The 16,901-nt window shown below is 70.2% G+C and carries 15 protein-coding genes and 1 pseudogene; 4 read left to right on the top strand and 12 right to left on the bottom strand.

Features of this window, described 5'->3' with window-relative positions:
* Window positions 1-69 precede the first annotated feature (69 nt).
* The gene (locus FXO19_RS17320) at window positions 70-402 is read right to left on the bottom strand and encodes a methyltransferase family protein (RefSeq protein ID WP_187775832.1); all 333 of its coding nucleotides are present in this window, start codon (window positions 400-402) and stop codon (window positions 70-72) included.
* A gap of 285 nt (window positions 403-687) precedes the next feature.
* Between FXO19_RS17320 and FXO19_RS17315 the strand changes: the two are divergent.
* Window positions 688-1,670 (top strand): annotated as a pseudogene (locus FXO19_RS17315) (integron integrase); the annotation flags it as partial.
* Window positions 1,671-1,699: 29 nt separating this feature from the next.
* Here the strand turns inward: FXO19_RS17315 and mnmG are convergent.
* Both mnmG and FXO19_RS17305 read right to left on the bottom strand, forming a co-directional pair.
* Complete coding sequence (mnmG, locus tag FXO19_RS17310; protein WP_149196365.1) at window positions 1,700-3,583, bottom strand: tRNA uridine-5-carboxymethylaminomethyl(34) synthesis enzyme MnmG; 1,884 nt, start codon at window positions 3,581-3,583, stop codon at window positions 1,700-1,702.
* A gap of 483 nt (window positions 3,584-4,066) precedes the next feature.
* Entirely contained in the window at window positions 4,067-4,726 is a 660-nt protein-coding gene (locus FXO19_RS17305) for a hypothetical protein (protein ID WP_149196364.1), read from the bottom strand.
* A gap of 120 nt (window positions 4,727-4,846) precedes the next feature.
* Between FXO19_RS17305 and FXO19_RS17300 the strand changes: the two genes are divergently transcribed.
* Together FXO19_RS17300 and FXO19_RS17295 are read left to right on the top strand one after the other, a co-directional pair.
* Window positions 4,847-5,833: a pyridoxal-phosphate dependent enzyme gene (locus tag FXO19_RS17300; RefSeq protein WP_149196363.1), complete on the top strand. Its 987-nt coding sequence runs from the start codon at window positions 4,847-4,849 to the stop codon at window positions 5,831-5,833.
* Window positions 5,830-6,453 (top strand): YdcF family protein, encoded by a 624-nt coding sequence (locus tag FXO19_RS17295; RefSeq protein WP_149196362.1) that lies wholly within the window; start codon window positions 5,830-5,832, stop codon window positions 6,451-6,453. The genes FXO19_RS17300 and FXO19_RS17295 overlap by 4 nt, the downstream gene beginning before the upstream one ends.
* 324 nt (window positions 6,454-6,777) lie before the next feature.
* Here the strand turns inward: FXO19_RS17295 and FXO19_RS17290 are convergent, their stop codons facing one another.
* The 7 genes from FXO19_RS17290 to bioB form a co-directional block, all read right to left on the bottom strand.
* Window positions 6,778-7,383, bottom strand: a complete 606-nt coding sequence (locus FXO19_RS17290) for a hypothetical protein (RefSeq protein ID WP_149196361.1) — start codon at window positions 7,381-7,383, stop codon at window positions 6,778-6,780.
* 256 nt (window positions 7,384-7,639) lie between these two features.
* Window positions 7,640-8,530 (bottom strand): malonyl-ACP O-methyltransferase BioC, encoded by an 891-nt coding sequence (gene bioC, locus FXO19_RS17285; RefSeq protein WP_149196360.1) that lies wholly within the window; start codon window positions 8,528-8,530, stop codon window positions 7,640-7,642.
* A 245-nt stretch (window positions 8,531-8,775) separates the two neighbouring features.
* Complete coding sequence (gene bioH / locus FXO19_RS17280; protein ID WP_149196373.1) at window positions 8,776-9,558, bottom strand: pimeloyl-ACP methyl ester esterase BioH; 783 nt, start codon at window positions 9,556-9,558, stop codon at window positions 8,776-8,778.
* A gap of 5 nt (window positions 9,559-9,563) precedes the next feature.
* Window positions 9,564-10,019, bottom strand: a complete 456-nt coding sequence (locus FXO19_RS17275; protein ID WP_149196359.1) for an ACT domain-containing protein — start codon at window positions 10,017-10,019, stop codon at window positions 9,564-9,566.
* Entirely contained in the window at window positions 10,016-11,233 is a 1,218-nt protein-coding gene (gene bioF / locus FXO19_RS17270; RefSeq protein ID WP_255516487.1) for an 8-amino-7-oxononanoate synthase, read from the bottom strand. Before bioF ends, FXO19_RS17275 begins: the two co-directional genes overlap by 4 nt.
* Complete coding sequence (locus tag FXO19_RS19665) at window positions 11,226-11,588, bottom strand: hypothetical protein (protein WP_255516486.1); 363 nt, start codon at window positions 11,586-11,588, stop codon at window positions 11,226-11,228. Before FXO19_RS19665 ends, bioF begins: the two co-directional genes overlap by 8 nt.
* Entirely contained in the window at window positions 11,585-12,661 is a 1,077-nt protein-coding gene (gene bioB, locus FXO19_RS17265) for a biotin synthase BioB (protein ID WP_149196357.1), read from the bottom strand. Before bioB ends, FXO19_RS19665 begins: the two co-directional genes overlap by 4 nt.
* A 49-nt stretch (window positions 12,662-12,710) precedes the next feature.
* Here bioB and FXO19_RS17260 point away from each other — a divergent pair, with 49 nt between their 5' ends.
* On the top strand, window positions 12,711-13,469 hold the full coding sequence (locus tag FXO19_RS17260) for a ComF family protein (RefSeq protein WP_149196356.1): 759 nt from the start codon (window positions 12,711-12,713) through the stop codon (window positions 13,467-13,469).
* A gap of 22 nt (window positions 13,470-13,491) precedes the next feature.
* Here FXO19_RS17260 and ubiA read toward each other — a convergent pair whose 3' ends face one another.
* The gene (gene ubiA, locus FXO19_RS17255) at window positions 13,492-14,391 is read right to left on the bottom strand and encodes a 4-hydroxybenzoate octaprenyltransferase (RefSeq protein WP_149196355.1); all 900 of its coding nucleotides are present in this window, start codon (window positions 14,389-14,391) and stop codon (window positions 13,492-13,494) included.
* 147 nt (window positions 14,392-14,538) lie between these two features.
* A complete protein-coding gene (locus FXO19_RS17250) occupies window positions 14,539-16,764 on the bottom strand; it encodes a polysaccharide biosynthesis tyrosine autokinase (RefSeq protein ID WP_149196354.1) in 2,226 nt (741 codons plus the stop codon).
* Window positions 16,765-16,901 lie beyond the last annotated feature (137 nt).

The raw sequence follows: 16,901 nt of genomic DNA, 5'->3' as shown, positions 1-16,901 counted from the left end.
CGCCTACTCGGCTACTGAGGGCTGTCGCACTTGGTGGTTGAATTCACCGCTCACCGACGGTGCCCCAGCCTAGAACCAGCGCCTGACGCGGCGAGTGTACTGCTGCCAAGCGGCACCGTGCTGCTTGGCCAGCCAAGGCTCCTCACCGAGCACGACCCGCAGGTGAAAAGCAACGATGACGGCAAGCGCATAGAGCAGCAGGCCGACCGAGCGGAAGGCGGCGGCCCAGCCGAGCAAGATGACGGCCACGGTCACATACATTGGGTTGCGGCTGTATCGGTAGAGGCCGACGATCACCAGGTTCTGCGGCGGAGCCCAGGGAGCGAGCGTGCCCTTGCCGGACACGTAGAAGTCCCGGACGCACCACAACAAACCCACTGTCCCGAACAGTACAAGGATCAAGCCGACGGGCCAGTGCAGTGGAAGTCGAGCGAGCCAAGCCCAAATGACAGGCACGAGAAATGCCACGACCCCGGGCAATGCCAGAAACGCAATGACAGCTCGCGTGAAGATGGGTGTGAGCCCTAACGCTTAATAGACCCCGGATCGGGGTGATAGCGCGGAGTATTCAGCCTCATTCCGGAGCCGTCAATCGGAGTATTCCTGCAGGTATCAACGACTTGGATGATGGCTGCCGCGCGTTGCGAGGGCCACGATGGCATTGCGTATCTCATGGAATGAGGTGCTATGTCTTATCAGGCGCGAAATGGGGCGGTAACAGGAGCAAACGGGACGCGCCAGCCGCGGCTGTTGGACGAGGTTCGCGGCAGATTGCGCGTCAAACGCTACAGCCTGCGTACCGAGCGCGCCTACCTGGGCTGGATCCGGCGGTTCATTCTCGCCAATGGCAAGCGGCACCCGCGCGAAATGGGCGGGCCGGAAGTGGAGACGTTCCTCACCCAGCTCGCGGTGCGCGGCAAGGTCGCCGGCAGCACGCAGAACCAAGCGTTGTCGGCGCTGCTGTTCCTGTACCGGGAGGTGCTCCGCATGGAGCTGCCCTGGATGGAGAACGTGGTTCGCGCGAAGCGGCCGGCGCGGGTGCCGACCGTGCTGTCGCAGGAAGAAACGAAGCGCTTGCTTGCAGGCATGGAAGGACGCACGTGGCTCCTGGCCAGCCTGCTTTACGGCACTGGCATGCGCCTGATGGAGGGGTACGCCTGCGAATCAAAGATGTGGACTTCGCCCGGAACGAGTTCACCGTCCGCAACGGCAAGGGCGGCAAGGACCGCCGGACGGTGTTGCCGGCCTCGCTGGCGCCGCCGCTGCAGCGGGAGATCGAGCGCGCCCGCGTATGGCATAAGGACGACCTGCGGGCCGGCTTCGAAGAAGCGCGGCTGCCGCATGCGCTCGCTCGCAAGTATCCCGGGGCGCCGCGGGAGCCCGGTTGGCAGTACGTGTTTCCGGCACGGCGCCGCAGCGTCGATCCGCGCGCTGGGCGCGAGCACCGGCATCATCTCGACGAGGCGATGCTGTCGCGGGCCATCAAGCGGGCATGCCGCAACGCCGGCATCGTCAAGCCGATGTCCGCACACACGTTGCGGCATTCGTTCGCCACCCATCTGATCGAGGCGGGATACGACATCCGCACGGTCCAGGAACTGCTCGGGCACAAGGACGTGGCGACCACGCAGATCTACACCCATGTGCTCAATCGCGGCGGTCGCGGGGTGGGTGCTCAGCCCGCTGGATCGCTGACCCGCTACGCCGCCCGGCGGGCGCGCTCCAGGTGCACCAGCAGCAGCGAGATCGCGGCCGGGGTCATGCCGGGGATGCGCTGCGCCTGGCCGACAGTCTGCGGGCGCACGCGCTCGAGCTTCTGCCGCACCTCGGCCGAGAGCCCGCGCACCATGGCGTAGTCGAACCCGTCCGGGATCGGCGTCCCCTCGTGGCTTTGCTGGCGTTCGATCTCGGCACGCTGGCGGTCGAGATAGCCGGAATACTTGGCCTCGATCTCGACCTGCTCGGCCACCGCCGGATCCACCGCCTCCGCGGCAAACGCCGGCACCGACGCCAGCTTCGCGTAGTCGAGCTCCGGCCGCCGCAGCAGGTCGAGCGCGCTGGCCTCGCGCTTGAGTTCGATGCCGAGCACGTCGATGGCGGCACGGCCGGCGACGTTGTTCGGCGACGCCCACAGCCCGCGCAGGCGCGCGGTTTCGCGCTCGATCGCTTCGCGCTTGACGTCGAAGCGTGCCCAACGCGCATCGTCCACCAACCCCAGCTCGCGGCCGATGCCGGTCAGGCGCAGGTCGGCGTTGTCCTCGCGCAGCTGCAACCGGTACTCGGCACGGCTGGTGAACATCCGATACGGCTCGCTGGTGCCGTGGGTGATCAGGTCGTCGATCAGCACGCCGATGTAGGCCTGGTCACGGCGCGGCGACCACGCTTCGCGCTCGCGCAGCGCGCGCGCGGCGTTGAGCCCGGCGATGAGTCCCTGTGCCGCGGCTTCCTCGTAGCCGGTGGTACCGTTGATCTGGCCGGCGAAGTACAGCCCGGCCACCGCCTTGGTCTCGAGCGATGCCTTCAGCCCGCGCGGGTCGAAATAGTCGTACTCGATCGCGTAGCCGGGCCGGGTGATGTGCGCGTTGCCGAAGCCCCGGATCGAACGCACCAGTTCCAGCTGCACGTCGAACGGCAGCGAGGTGGAGATGCCGTTGGGATAGATCTCGGCCACGTCCAGGCCCTCGGGCTCGACGAAGATTTGGTGCGCGTCCTTGTCGGCAAAGCGCACCACCTTGTCCTCGATCGACGGGCAGTAGCGCGGGCCGGTGCCTTCGATCTGCCCGGAGTACATCGGCGAGCGATGCAGGGCGCCGCGGATGATGGCGTGGGTGCGCTCGGTGGTATGCGTGATCCAGCAGCTGACCTGCCGGGGATGGTCGGCGGCGCTGCCCATGAACGAGAACACAGGCCGCGGATCATCGCCCGGTTGTTCGTCCATTGCCATGTAGTCGAGGCTGCGGCCGTCGATGCGCGGCGGCGTGCCGGTCTTGAGCCGATCGACCACGAACGGGCCTTCGCGCAGCTTCGCGGCCAGGGTGGTCGCGGGCGGATCGCCGGCGCGGCCGGCCGCGTACTGGGTCTCGCCGACGTGGATCCTGCCGGCCAGGAAGGTGCCGGCGGTCAGCACCACCGCCGGCGCCTCGAAGCGCAGGCCGGTCTGGGTGATCACGCCGCGCACGCGGTCACGCTCGATGACGATGTCGTCGACCGCGGCCTGGAACAGCGTGAGCCCGGGCTGCGACTCCACCGCCCGGCGGATGAAACCGCGATAGAGATTGCGATCCGCCTGGCAACGCGTCGCGCGCACCGCCGGACCCTTCGAGGCGTTGAGCCGGCGCCATTGGATGCCGGCCGCGTCCGCCGCCCGCGCCATCACTCCCCCGAGTGCGTCGATCTCGCGCACCAGGTGCCCCTTGCCGATGCCGCCGATCGCCGGATTGCAGCTCATCGCGCCGACGGTCTCGATGCTGTGCGTGAGCAGCAGCGTGCGCGCGCCGGCACGCGCCGACGCCAGCGCGGCCTCGGTGCCGGCGTGGCCGCCGCCGATCACGATCACGTCGTAGCGGTGGAAGGCATCGGTCATGGCGGGCGATTCATCGAAAAAGACACGGGCGGCGTGATCGCCGGACGGCACCACCACGAGATCGATGGCAGCCGGTCAGGCGTATGGCGGCGCGGCGAACATTATCGCTCGTGCGTGGCCGTATTCAGCGCATGCGGCACAAGATTGGCACGCTTTCTGCGAACGTATTTCCCCGCACCCGGGGAGGCAAGCGCCAAGGGGGGCGCGGCCGGAGATTGGAACAGGGCTGGCCGAGCGCGACCTGGGGAAGCAAAGGGGCCGGATGTCGGGGGACATCCGGCCCCGTTTTTTTGGCCTGGCGGCGCCATGGCGGCGCGCCGGCCCGGGGGATTTGGGCGCCGACGCCCGGCGGGAGCGGAACAGGGGGGATCCGGAAGTCCCCCGCCGGGAGTCGGCATGGACGTGAGCCGTTTCGTGTCGGAATCCGACGCTGGCGGTCACCTGGCCGTAGCTTGCGTCGACTCGCTCGCCAGCGCAAGTGTTTTAGGGCTCCTGAATGCGACGTCGGTCGCTATCCCGCGATCGCGATTGCACGCGCTCCACGCGTGGAGCGCGGTCCACCGGGCGCTCGACGCGTTGCGGTACCTGACGCTGAGCGGCAGGCGGCGACGGCCGGACCTGCTGACGCTGCTCGATCTGGCGCCCGGCATTCCCACGCCAGGGCACGCCCGCCGGCCGCGAACGCTCCTGTGCTTCGGGCCGGCGCACGCCGGATGGCCGCGGCTCGCTGATCCGCTCCGGCCGCTCGCGATGCTCAACGCGGCGGATGTTCTCCAGGTCGCGCCACGGCGGACGGTTGGAACCGCCGTCATGGTCGGGACGCCCGGGGCGGTCCGGCCGCGGACGCACCACGATCGGACGCTGGTAGTACGGCGGGTAGTAGCCGTAGCCGTAACCCGGATAGCGGGAGTACCCGTAACCCGGATAACGCGAGTAGCCGTAGGGAGAGCCGTAGCGGTAGCCGGCGCTGCCGCGCAGCCCGCCCGGATAGCCGTAGCCGACGCTGCCGTAGGGCGCGCCATAATAGGCGTCCGACGAGCGACCGTAGTAGTAGTCGCCGCTGCCGCCGCGATAGCCATAGCTCGCGCAGCCGCCGAGCAGAGCAACGGCGAATAAGGCGATGGCGAGATTGCGGGTCCTCATGATGGCCGCCCCTGTCCTGTGTGTCCCCGCAGCATCGGCTCCGGGCATTGAATCCGTGCTTAACCCCTAAGGTAACCGTTGTGATAGCTGAATGCCGCGCCCTCGGCTACGCTTGCTTCGATGCCTTCCTCCGCCTTCGCACCGCCCGCCTTCGCCGACGTGCTGGCTGCCGCCGCGCGCATCGCGCCCCATGCGCACGCCACCCCGGTGCTGCGCATGCGCTCGCTCGATGCGCTGGCCGGCTGTGCGCTGCACTTCAAGGCCGAACACCTGCAGCGCGGCGGCGCGTTCAAGTTCCGCGGCGCCTGCAACGCGGTGTGGTCGCTGGATCCGGCGCAGGCGACGCCCGGCGTGGTCACTCATTCGTCCGGCAATCACGGCGCCGCCCTCGCGTTGGCCGCGGGCACCCGCGGCATCGCCTGCCATGTGGTGGTGCCGGAAAATGCCGTCGCCACCAAGCTGGCGGCGATCACCGCCTCCGGCGCCACATTGCACCGCTGCGAAGCGACCCTGGCGGCGCGCGAGGCCGCTTGCGCCGCCGTGCAGCAACGCACCGGCGCGACACTGGTGCATCCCTATGCCGATGCGCGCGTGATCGCCGGCCAGGGCACCGCGGCACTGGAGCTGCTCAACGCCGGCATCGGGCTGGATGCGCTGGTGGTGCCGGTGGGCGGCGGCGGCCTCGGCGCCGGCACCGCAATCGCGATCGCCGGCGTCTCGCCGTCGACGCGCCTGTTCCTGGCCGAGCCGGCGGGCGCCGCCGACACGGCGGCGTCCCTGGCGCGCGGCGCGCGCGTCACCGACATCGTGCCCGAGACCGTCTGCGACGGCCTGCGCGCCACCCTGGGCGCCCCGAACTTCGACATCCTGCGCGCGGCCGGCGCCGAGGCGATCACCGTGGACGACGCCGAGACGCTGGCGGCGATGCGCCTGCTGTGGCAGCGCGGCAAGCAGCTGATCGAACCCTCGTCCGCAACCGCGCTGGCGGCGGTGTTGCAGCAGCGCGAGCGCTTCGCTGGGCTGCGCGTGGGCATCGTGATCAGCGGCGGCAACGTCGATCCGCACGCCCTGTATGAAGCCAGCGCCCTGCTGGGGACCGGCGCATGAGCCGGCGCCGACGCGCGGGCCCACTGCGCTGGTCGTTGCGCCTGGTGGTGCTGCTGGCCTTGTGGTTCGCCGGCGTGGCGACCTACATCATTTGGGCCGGCGAGCGCGACCAGGCCGCGCCGGCCGACGCCATCATCGTGCTCGGCGCCGCCGCCTACGACGCCCGTCCCTCGCCGGTATTCGAGCAGCGCATCCTGCATGGCGTGCACCTGTACCAGCGCGGGCTGGCCGGCACCCTGATCTTCACCGGCGGCTACGGCGGCAGCGGCGCGCGCTTCGCCGAATCGCAGGTGGCGCGGCGCTATGCGCTGCGGCAGGGCGTGCCGGAAGACGCGATCCTGATCGAGACCGTCTCGCGCACCACCCAGCAGAACCTGGCCGAAGCGGCGGCGCTGATGCGCGAGCGCGAGCTCACGCGCGCGATCCTGGTCAGCGATCCGCTGCACATGGCACGCGCGCTGCGGCTGGCGCGCGGCCAAGGCATCCAGGCGCTCGGCTCGGCCACGCCCACCAGTCGCTTCCGCAGTCTCGAGGCGCGCTGGCAGTTCCTGCTGCGCGAGGTGTACTTCTTCCATCGCGACCGCTGGGCCACGCTGACCGGCGCGCCCGCCCAAGGTTGAGTGCCCGCCGCAACGCGCGCGCCATGCGCGCTAGGCCGGCGCCGAATGATGACCTGGCAGAGGCTTCGGCCATGTCGCGGTTGCCGAAACCGTGCGGTCCGGGCCGACGATGTCGGCATCGCGCGCATGGCGCGCTTCTATGAAAGCCGCGGCAATGGTGGTTGCGGCACCGGTAGTCGTCCGCGTCGCGTTGGCGGCCCCGATAGGCGGCGCCGGCGGTCATTCGCCGCTGGTAGGAGCGCCCCATGGGCGCGATACCGCGTGACCCGTGAACCCCGGCGGACATTCGGCACCCGGAGCACACCAGCGCGCATTGGCGCGCTCCTATAGTTCGCTGCCGTAACGGGTCAGTCCTTCCACCAGCAGATAGCGCGTGGCCGCGGCACGGTCGGCCAGGCTGAAGTCCTGCAGCACCTCGACGATCTGCCGGAACGAACGACAGCGTGCGGTGCGGCTGCCAGGGTCGTTGCCGGTGGCCGTCATGCCGACCATGAAGCCGTCGTACAGCAACATGGCACTGACGCCCGCCTGCTTGAGCACGTGCGCCGCCGCGGCGGGATCGTAGGGCTGGCGCTCGCTCTGGGCGCCGTTGACCGCGATCGCCGCCACCGCCTCGACGAAGCGTTCGCGACTGGCCGTGCCCAGCGCGTTGGCCGCCTGTTGCAGGCCGAACAGGCTGCGGTCGGCATCGGGATCGAACAGCGTGCACAGCGTCTGCGCCTCGCTGTCCGACTGCGAGGCCGCGTGCACCGCCTGGTACAGGCGATCGATGTCGCGATTCGGCGCGCGCATCATCACGTCCTCGGCGTTGGCCAGCACCAGCGACGGATCGATGGCGGACAGGTCGATCTCGTATTGATGTTGCGCATGCGCGCCGGCGGCAGGCGCGCCCACTGCGAGGAAGAGAAGAATCGAGAAGCGGAGGCGCATGGCGAGACTCGTCGGAGATCCATGGCGAGTCTAGGTGGGCACGACTGAATCGATCATGCGCATGAGGAGGCCATGCCAGTCACCGGCTCTGCGTAGGAGCGCGCCATGCGCGCGATGCCGCGGGTGCCGGCAGGATCCGAGGGGTGCCGCGATCTTGGACCGGCAGGCGCGCCGGCCACCGGAATCCGCGGGTGGCGAAGCGCCCGCGGCATCGCGCGCATGGCGCGCTCCTACGAGGCATCGCCGCAGGCGACGCTCAGCGCCGGCGCAGCGGGATCCGGTCGGCGGGAAAGCTCGCGATCTCGGCGCCACGTTCACGGATCGGGGCGCCGGGCTCCGGCGCCCAGGCCATGGCCGTGACCACCTCCCAGCTGGCCGGAAGGCGGCCGGCGGCGTCGCGCAACGGCTCGTAGGCGGCGGCGGCGCGGGCGAAGCGCGCGCGTCCGGTCAGCGTGCGCCGGCGCGTGGCCAGCGCGTTGGTGGCGCCGATCGCGCGCAGCTCGTGCATCAGCGCCGGCAGGTCGTCGTAGCCGCGCCGCAGCAGGTCGCGATCGAGCACCGGGTCGCGAAATCCCGACTGCACCAGCGCATCGCCGAATTGCGCAATGGTGGCGAACGGACTGACGTGCGCGACGTCGTCCGCCTGCGCGAAGGCCTCGCGCAGTTCGAACAGGGTGTCGTGGCCGAAGGTCGAGCACAGCAGCAGGCCGCCGGGCCGCAGCACGCGGCGGAATCCCGCCAGCGCCGCCGGCAGGTCCTCGACCCACTGCAGGCACAGGTTCGAGAACAGCACGTCGACGCTGTTGTCGGCCAGCGGCAGCGCGGCGGCATCGGCGCAGATGCGGTCGAGCGATCGCGGCGGCGACAGCCCGTCGCGCAGGCGCCAGCCGCGTGGGCGCGCCTGCCGCAGCATCGGCAGGGCGATGTCGAGCGCCAGCACCCGCGCCTTCGGCCAGCGCTCACGCATCGCCGCGGCGGCGTGCCCGGGGCCGCTGCCGAGGTCGACCACCGTCGCCGGCACCGTGTCGTCGAGATACATCAGCGATTCCAGCAGCCAACCCTCGACCTCGCGCTGCAGGTCGGCGGCCTGGTCGTAGCTGGGCGCCGCGCGGGAGAAGGCGCGGCGGATGTGGCGGGAGTCGAACATGCGGATCTACTTAGGAACGAGTGAATAGAAGTGAGAAACGAGTAAAAGCGTGGAGTCCGACTCTTTCTTGTCTGCTTGCTTTTACGATGGCCGTGCCGATCCTAATCTCATTGGGCACGTCCTCGCCGGGCGCCGGCGCGGCAATCGAGGCGTATTAATCGAGCCCGGCTGAGCCCATTGCACGACGGAAGCGCGCGAAGAAAAGGCGACCACGAACTTCACTGCCTTTACTCGTTTTCTCACTTCTATTCACTCATTTCTCGCTCTTCCAGCCCGGCCGCGAACCGGCGCAGCGCATCGGCCACCCCGTCGGCATGGGTGAGAAACGGCGCATGGCCGGCATGCTCGATCTGCTCGAAGCGCGCCTGCGGCGTGCGTTCGGCGGCGACGCGCATGGCGCGCGGGTCGACCACGCGGTCGCGGCGCCCGGCCAGCCACAGGCTCGGCGGCGACAGCCGCGGCAGCGCGGCGCGCAGGTCGGTCGTCTGCAGCATTGCGAGCCCGTCGGCCAGTACCTGCATGGCCGGCTCGCCACGCGCGAACAGACCGTCGCGCAGCGCGCGCAGTTCGTCCTTGGCGTGATCGGAACCGAACGCCTCCAGCGCGATGAAGCGCTCCAGCGTGCCGCGCCAGTCGCGGCGTAGGCCATCGGCGAAATCGGCGAACAGCTCCGGCGACATGCCGTACTTCCAGTCGTCGCCGCGCACGAAGCGCGGGCTCGCGCACAGCAGCGCCAGCCCGCGGACCGCGCGCGGCCGGGTCGCCGCCGCATGCAGCGCGAACAGGCCGCCGAGCGACCAGCCCAGCCAGAGCGCGCGCGGCACCCGCGCGGCCAGCTCCGACACCACTGCCTCCAGCGCCAACGGCGTCGCCGTCGCGGCGCTGTGGCCGTGCCCGGGCAGGTCGACCACGTGCAGGGTGAACTCGTTCGCCAGGCGCTCGACCAGCGGTGCGAACACGCCCCCGTGCATGGCCCAGCCGTGCAGCAGCAGCAGCGGCGGGCCGCTGCCCTGCGTGTCGATGTGCAACGCGCTCACCGCGACGGGCCCTGCTGCGGTGGCGCGTCCACCGACGCCGCGTCGTCCGGTTCTGCAAACCGGCGCGACAACCGGGCCAGCGTCGCCAGCGCATCGTCGCGCCGGTCGGCGGGCACCAGCAGGTGGTCATGATGGAAGCCGGCCAGCACGTTGCAGGCGATGCCGTCCCCGGCCAACGCGTCGGCGACCGCCGCGGTCAACCCGACCGCATGCAGCGCCGAATGCACGTCCAGCGTCAGCCAGGCGGCGACGAAACCGTAGCGCAGCCCACGGGCGTCGGCCTCGGCGCGCGACAGCACGCAGGTCAGGCCCTCGTCCTCGCGCACGCAGGCCTCGGCCACGGCGACCAGGCCGGGATCCGCATCGGCGGCGCTGATGAACACGTATTCGCCCGGCCGCGCGTGCACGCGCAGGCCGGCGAGCATCGCCGCCAGGTCGGTTCTCCCGCTCATGCGCCGCGTGCGACGAATGGCGCGTCGGCCGGCGCCGGCGCGCGATCGCGGGCCCGCGCCAGTGCCTCGACCAGCGCGTCCACCTGCGCCTCCTCGTGCACGGCCGACAGGGTGACGCGCAGGCGCGCACGGCCGTCGGGCACCGTCGGTGGCCGGATCGCGGCGACCCAGAAGCCTTCGGCCTCGAGTTGCCGCGACATCGCCAGCGCCCGCGCGTCGTCGCCGCAGGGCAGCGGCTGGATCGCGGTGTCGGACGGCAGCAGCTCGAGCCCGTGGCGGCGGGCGCCGCCGCGGAAGCGCTGCACCAGCGCCGCCAGCTTCTCGCGGCGCCAGTGCTCGCGCCGCGCCAACTGCACCGCGGCCAGCGAAGCGGCGGCCAGCGAGGGCGGCAACGCCGTGGTGTAGAGATAGGGCCGCGCGGTTTCCGCCAGGTGTTCGACCAGGTCGGCGGCACCGACCACGGCGGCGCCGTAACCGCCCAGCGCCTTGCCGAGCGTGACCAGCTGCAGGGGGACGGCGTCGCCGTCCAGGCGCGCCTCGGCGACGCTGCCGCGCCCGTCCGCGCCGCATACACCGATGCCGTGGGCGTCATCGACGTACAACAATGCCCGCTGCGCGCGCGCCACCAGCGCCAGCTCGCGCAGCGGCGCGACATCGCCGTCCATGCTGAAGACGCCGTCGGTCGCCAGCATCGCGGCGCCGCCGGGCACACTGCGCAGCTGCCGCAGCGCGCCCTCGGCGTCAGCATGCGGGTAGCGCCGCAGGCGGCAGCCGGCCAGGCGCGCGGCGTCGATCAGGCTGGCGTGGTTGAGCCGGTCCTGCACGCACGCGTCGCCTTCCCCCAGCAGCGCCTGCATCACCGCCAGGTTGGCGAGGAATCCGCTGCCGAACAGCAGCGCGCGCGGCGCCTGCAGCCAGTCGGCCAGCTCGCGCTCGAGCGCGTCGTGCGCGGCATGGTGGCCGCAGACCAGGTGCGAGGCGATGCCGCCGGCGCCGTCGCGCGCGGCCGTATCCATCAGCGCATTGACCACCTGGAACTGCTGCGACAGGCCGAGGTAGTCGTTGCCGCAGAAATTCAGCAGCCAGCGGCCGTCGACCTCGCAACGCGCGCCGTCGCGCCGGGTCACCGTGCGGCGCACGCGCACACGCGCCTGCGCGACGCGCTGCGCGCGCTGCGCGGCGATGCGTTGGCGCGGGTCGTCGCGCTCAACCACCCTGCTGGATCCAGACCGCGAGCGCCCCCAGCGCGATCGCCGGCAACAGCGCCAGCCCGCCGAGCGCGACCCCGATCCGGGCGGCGGCCGGCAGCCGCTGTTCACGCATCTGCTGCGCATCGGCCACCGACTTCTGTGCCTGCAGCAGCGCGGCCACGAACAGCGCCGCCATGAACGCCAGCCCGGCGCCGCTGCCGCGATAGAACAGCACCACGCCGAGCGCCAGCACCGCCACCGCGGCCAGGCGCAGCAAAAGCAGGCCCATGCGCTGGCCGCCGCGCAGCCCGGCCAGGAAGTTGCTGACCCCGATCAGTGCCAGCAGCGCGAGGTACGCCCAGGCGTACCAGGGCATCATGCCGCGCGGCTCCGTGCCGGGCGGTCCTGCGCCGGGGTGTCCGCGATGTCGGCGTGCACGGTGCCGCCGTGATCGTGGCCGTCGGCGTCGACCGTCACCGGCATCGGCCGCAGTCCCAGGCGCGTGAACAGCGCCAGGTCGCGCTCGGTATCCGGGTTGCCGGTGGTCAGCAGCTTCTCGCCGTAGAAGATCGAGTTGGCGCCGGCGAGGAAGCACAGCGCCTGCAGTTCGTCGCTCATCTCCTCGCGCCCGGCCGACAGCCGCACCATCGACTTCGGCATCAGGATGCGCGCGACCGCGATCGTGCGCACGAACTCGAACGGGTCCAGCTCGGCGACGGTGTTCCGCTCCGCCAGCGGCGTGCCTGCCACCTGCACCAGGCGGTTGACCGGCACCGAGTCCGGATGCGCCGGCAGCGTGGCCAGCGTCTGCAGCAGCCCGGCGCGCTGCCGGCGCGTCTCGCCCATGCCGACGATGCCGCCGCAGCAGGTCTTCATGCCAGCGTCGCGCACGTGCGCGAGCGTGTCCAGGCGGTCCTGCATCTCGCGGGTGTGCACGATCGCGCCGTAGTACTCGGGGTCGGTGTCGATGTTGTGGTTGTAGTAGTCGAGCCCGGCGTCCTTCAGCGCCGCGGCCTGGCTGCCGCTGAGCATGCCCAGGGTGGCGCAGGTCTCCAGCCCGAGCGCCTTCACCTCGCGGATCATCGCCGCCACCTTGGGGATGTCGCGATCCTTGGGCGAGCGCCAGGCCGCGCCCATGCAGAAGCGCGAGGCGCCCGCCGCGCGGGCCTGCTTCGCCTTCTCCAGCACCGCCTCGGTGCTCATCAGCTTGGTCGCCTCGACCCCGGTGTGGTAGCGCTGCGCCTGCGGGCAGTAGGCGCAGTCCTCCGGGCAGCCGCCGGTCTTGACCGAGAGCAGCGTGCTCACCTGGACTTCGGCCGGGTCGAAATGCTGCCGGTGCACCGTCGCGGCGCGGTGCAGCAATTCAGGGAACGGCAGGTCGAACAGAGTCTCGACCTCGTGCCGGCTCCAGTCGTGGCGGAGCGCGGGGGCGGCTTGGCTGACAGCGGACATGGGTGTTTTCCGACAGACGCGACGGCGTGAATGCGCCAGTCTGGAAAGCATGCCGAGGCCTGTCAACCGAAACCCGATGCTCGCGGTTGACGGCTGGCCGGCGCGTTTGGGGCGCCTGTTCTGCCCGCCACGCTGCCCGGTCTGCCATGAGCAGGCCGGCGAACACGATGGGCTCTGCCCCGCCTGCGCCGCGGCGCTGCCCTGGAACCGCTGCGCCTGCCGCTGCTGCGCGCTGCCGTTGCCGTTCGCCGCCGAACCGGATCCGGCGCCGGCATCGGCGGGCCCGGCCTGCGGCGCCTGCCTGCGACGGCCGCCGCCGCTGCACGCGGTGCACGCCGCCTTCGTCTATGGCTTCCCGGTCGACCGCCTGCTGCCGCGCTTCAAGTTCCACCACGATCTCGCCGCCGGGCGGCTGCTGGCGCGCTGGATGGCGCGATCGCTGGCCACCGCCGCGCGCCCGGAGGCCTTGATCGCACTGCCGCTGCACCGCGCCCGGCTGCGCACGCGCGGCTACGACCAGGCGCTGGAGCTGGCGCGGCCGCTGGCACGGGCATTGGCACTGCCACTGCTCGAGGGCAGCCTGCGACGGACGCGCGCGACCGCGCCGCAATCGCGGCTGCAGGCGCAGGCACGGCGGCGCAACCTGCGTGATGCGTTCGCAGTATCGGACCCCGCGCGGCTGCCGGCACATGTCACCCTGGTCGACGACGTCATGACCACCGGCGCCACCCTGCATGCGGCGGCGAAGGCGCTGCGCCGCGCCGGCGTCCGGCGCGTGGACGCCTGGGTCTGTGCGCGCACGCCTTGAGCAGCAACGAACTCCTCGCTCGTCAGCGCAGCGCAAGATCCGCGGCGATTCCCGCGAACACCGCCATCCCCACCCAGTGGTTGTGCAGGAAGGCGCGGAAGCAGGCCTCGCGGTCGCGATAGCGCGCCAGCATGAATTCGTAACCCACCAGCAGCAGCGCCACGCCGAGCCCGCTCCAGTAGAAGACGCCGAGCCCGGCCTGGCGCCCGACCAGCGCCAGCGCCACGAACACCAGCGCGTACAGCACCGCCTGCGCGACCAGGTCCAGTTCGCCGAACAGGATCGCGGTCGACTTCGCCCCGGCACGCAGGTCGTCGTCGCGGTCGACCATCGCGTACCAGGTGTCGTAGGCGGTGGCCCAGAAGATGTTGGCCATGTACAGCACCCACGCCATCGGCGGCACCGTGCCCTGCACCGCGGCAAAGCCCATCGGGATGCCCCAGCCGAACGCCAGCCCCAGGTACACCTGCGGCAGGTAGGTGTAGCGCTTGAGGTAGGGATAGCTGGCCGCCAGCAGCACGCCGACCACGCTCAGCAACACCGTCAGCCGGTTGAGGGTCAGCACCAGCGCGAACGCCGCCAGCATCAGCAGCGCGAACAGCGCCAGCGCCTCGCGGCCGCGCACCGCGCCGCTGGCCAACGGTCGGTCGCGGGTGCGCTCGACTTGCGGGTCGAGCCAGCGGTCGGCGTAGTCGTTGATCACGCAGCCGGCCGAGCGCGTCAGCCAAACGCCGGCGGTGAACACGAACAGGATCCACAGCGGCGGCACGCCGTCGGCGGCCAGCCACAGGCCCCACCAGGTCGGCCACAGCAGCAGCAGCCAGCCGATCGGGCGATCGCCGCGCACCAGCTTCCAGTACAGCGCCAGTCGTTCGCGCCAGCGCGGCATTCTCGGCGGCGGTGCATCACGTTCGTAGCCCATCCGGCAAAGATTACCAGTGCCCGGCATCACGATCGCGCGCCCCCGTAGCAACGGCATGAGCCATACGAGGGCCTTGCCAATGCGCATTGCGGCCGGACCGCCGGTGCGATCGCACCAGCGGCGGCCCGACCGGCCGGTCGATGACGTTTACGAGGCGGGCACCTGGTCGGCCTTGTATTGGTAGTATCCGTAGCTGTAGTAGCCCACCGATCGCCGCTCCACGGCGTTGAAGATGGCGCCCTTCAGCTGGACCCCGTTCTGCTCGAAGCGCTTCTTGGCCAATGCGATCTCCTTGGGCTGGTTGACCGCGAACCGGGTCACCAGCAGGTTGGAACCGGCGTATCGGCCGACGATCGCGGCATCGGTCACCGCCAGGATCGGCGGTGTATCGATGACGATCAGGTCGTACTGCGGCGCCAGCGTCTCCAGCAGCTGGGCGAAGCGGTGGTGCATCAGCAGTTCCGACGGGTTCGGTGGGATCTCGCCTCGCACCAGATAATGCAAGTTGTCCAGGCCGCCGAACGGGCGAATCGCGGCGGCCGCGTCGATCTTGCCCACCAGCACGTCCGACAGTCCGTCGGTCGGCGAGACGCCCAGCACCCTGTGCAGGCTGCCCTTGCGCATGTCGCCGTCGATCACCAGCACCTTCTGCTCCGCCTGCGCGATCACCGCGGCCAGGTTGGCCGACACGAAGGTCTTGCCCACGTCCGGCCGCGGGCCGGAAATGCTCAGGACGTTGTTCTTGGCCTCGATCATGGCGAAGTGCAGGCTCGTGCGCAGGCTCCGGATCGCCTCGATCGCCAGGTCGGCCGGGTTGTTGATCGCCAACAGGTGCTGGCGGCCATCGCTCTTGCCGCGATCGCTCAAGGTCCGCAGATCCTTGGCGGGACTCAGCGGAATGGCGGCATAGACCGGCAAGCCGAGCTCCTCGATCCGCGCCGGATCCTCGATGCTGGGATTGAGCATCCGCTGCAGCAGCACGAAGCCGACCGACAACAGCCCGCCGATCAGGGTGCCGACCAGCACCACCAGCTTCTTGCGCGGCTTGACCGGATCGGTGACGTCCACCACCGCGGGATCGACGACCCGCACGTTGCCGACGGTGCCGGCGCGGGCCACGTCCAGCTGCTGCGCCTGGTTCAGCAGCGCCGTGTACAGCTCGTTGCTGACCTGCAGGTCGCGGGTCAGCCTGAGCAGCTCCTGCTGGGTGTCAGGCAGCTGGTTCACTTGGCGCTGGAAGCCCTGCTTGCGCGCCTCCAGTTCGTCGATCTGCTTCATCAGGGCTCGAGAGGCGGGATGCGTCCGGGTGAAGCCGCGGTCCGTTTCCGCCTGCTGCAGGCGCAACTGCTGGATGCTGGTCTCCACCGCGACCTCCTGCTCCAGCAGGCCCTTGGTCTGCATGGTGATGTCGACTGTGTTCGCGCTGGTCTGGTAGGCGTTCATCGCCGCCTGCGCGGCCTCGACCTGCTTGCGTACGCTCGGGAGCTGCTCCTTGACGAACTCCAGCTGGGACGAGGCCTCGGCGGAATTGCGCTCGACGTTCTGCCTGACGTAGGCATAGGACACCTGCCGCAAGAGCGCCTCCGCATACTGCGCATCCTCGCTCTCGAAGGTGAGTTGCAGAATGCCGGAATCCTTGCCGAGTTCGGAGGCCTTCACCTCCTTCTGCAGGGCGGAGATCACGCTCAGGGTCCGCAGCTTTCGTACGTGGAAGCGGGTGCCGGGATTGGCTTCGAGCTTGCTGACGTCCAGCTCGACGCCTTTGCCTTGCGCGGTCGTGCCGACCGCCCCCCGCAACAGCAGATCGCCGTTATCGTCGTACAGCTCGTAGCTTCCGGGCGAATCCCCCACCTCCAGCATCAACTCGGTACCGAGCAAGGCGGCGGGCACGCTCAACCTGAAGATGTCGAGCCGCTCTCCGCCCCAGCCATAGCCGTTCAGCCCAAACCACGGCTCGGCCACCTCATCGGGCGACTGCGGCTGAAACCTCCGCGCCATGAAACTTCCAAGGACCGGAAAGCGATCGGGCCGCACTTCGGTATCCAGCTGCAACTGGTCCACGGCGCTGCCGACCACCGAGCGGGAGGTGATCAGGGCGATCTCGGTCGTCGCCGCCGAACTGACGGCGCCGATTCCCAGCGACGACAGGTCGGCCAGGCCCGGGATCGAGGGCAGCTTCGATTCGACCTGCACGATCGCCTGGGCCCGATAGACGGGGCGGGCCAGCACCGCATAGGCGGCGCTGGCGAACAGGAACAACGCGGTGATGGAAATGATCAACCACTTGCGATCGATCAGGAGGCCGAACTGCTCGCGTAGATCGATCTCGTCGTCGTGGAGGGCAGCATCCGCCTTCGAGTTTTTATTGATCATCAAGTTATTCGATCCGGCAGTCATTTGAGGCGGGTCGGAACGGCTCAGGGTTCCGGCATGCCTGTTCTTCCGGCAAGCGAATATTGGGTGTTCTGCCCCAATACCTGTGCCTCCGGGGCGGGTGCATGACCGGATCC

It is taken from the genome of Luteimonas suaedae, assembly GCF_008312895.1.
GTDB lineage: Bacteria > Pseudomonadota > Gammaproteobacteria > Xanthomonadales > Xanthomonadaceae > Luteimonas > Luteimonas suaedae.
The sequence above is the reverse complement of the archived record's forward strand: the minus strand, read 5'-3'. Positions and strand labels throughout refer to the sequence as shown.

Excerpts from the sequence above, each read along its gene's own strand:
- mnmG (WP_149196365.1), bottom strand. The coding sequence starts at position 3,583 with ATGACCGATGCCTTCCACCGCTACGACGTGATCGTGATCGGCGGCGGC.
- FXO19_RS17305 (WP_149196364.1), bottom strand. The coding sequence starts at position 4,726 with ATGAGGACCCGCAATCTCGCCATCGCCTTATTCGCCGTTGCTCTGCTC.
- FXO19_RS17300 (WP_149196363.1), top strand. The coding sequence starts at position 4,847 with ATGCCTTCCTCCGCCTTCGCACCGCCCGCCTTCGCCGACGTGCTGGCT.
- FXO19_RS17295 (WP_149196362.1), top strand. The coding sequence starts at position 5,830 with ATGAGCCGGCGCCGACGCGCGGGCCCACTGCGCTGGTCGTTGCGCCTG.
- FXO19_RS17290 (WP_149196361.1), bottom strand. The coding sequence starts at position 7,383 with ATGCGCCTCCGCTTCTCGATTCTTCTCTTCCTCGCAGTGGGCGCGCCT.
- bioC (WP_149196360.1), bottom strand. The coding sequence starts at position 8,530 with ATGTTCGACTCCCGCCACATCCGCCGCGCCTTCTCCCGCGCGGCGCCC.
- FXO19_RS17275 (WP_149196359.1), bottom strand. The coding sequence starts at position 10,019 with ATGAGCGGGAGAACCGACCTGGCGGCGATGCTCGCCGGCCTGCGCGTG.
- FXO19_RS19665 (WP_255516486.1), bottom strand. The coding sequence starts at position 11,588 with ATGATGCCCTGGTACGCCTGGGCGTACCTCGCGCTGCTGGCACTGATC.
- bioB (WP_149196357.1), bottom strand. The coding sequence starts at position 12,661 with ATGTCCGCTGTCAGCCAAGCCGCCCCCGCGCTCCGCCACGACTGGAGC.
- FXO19_RS17260 (WP_149196356.1), top strand. The coding sequence starts at position 12,711 with ATGCCGAGGCCTGTCAACCGAAACCCGATGCTCGCGGTTGACGGCTGG.
- ubiA (WP_149196355.1), bottom strand. The coding sequence starts at position 14,391 with ATGGGCTACGAACGTGATGCACCGCCGCCGAGAATGCCGCGCTGGCGC.
- FXO19_RS17250 (WP_149196354.1), bottom strand. The coding sequence starts at position 16,764 with ATGATCAATAAAAACTCGAAGGCGGATGCTGCCCTCCACGACGACGAG.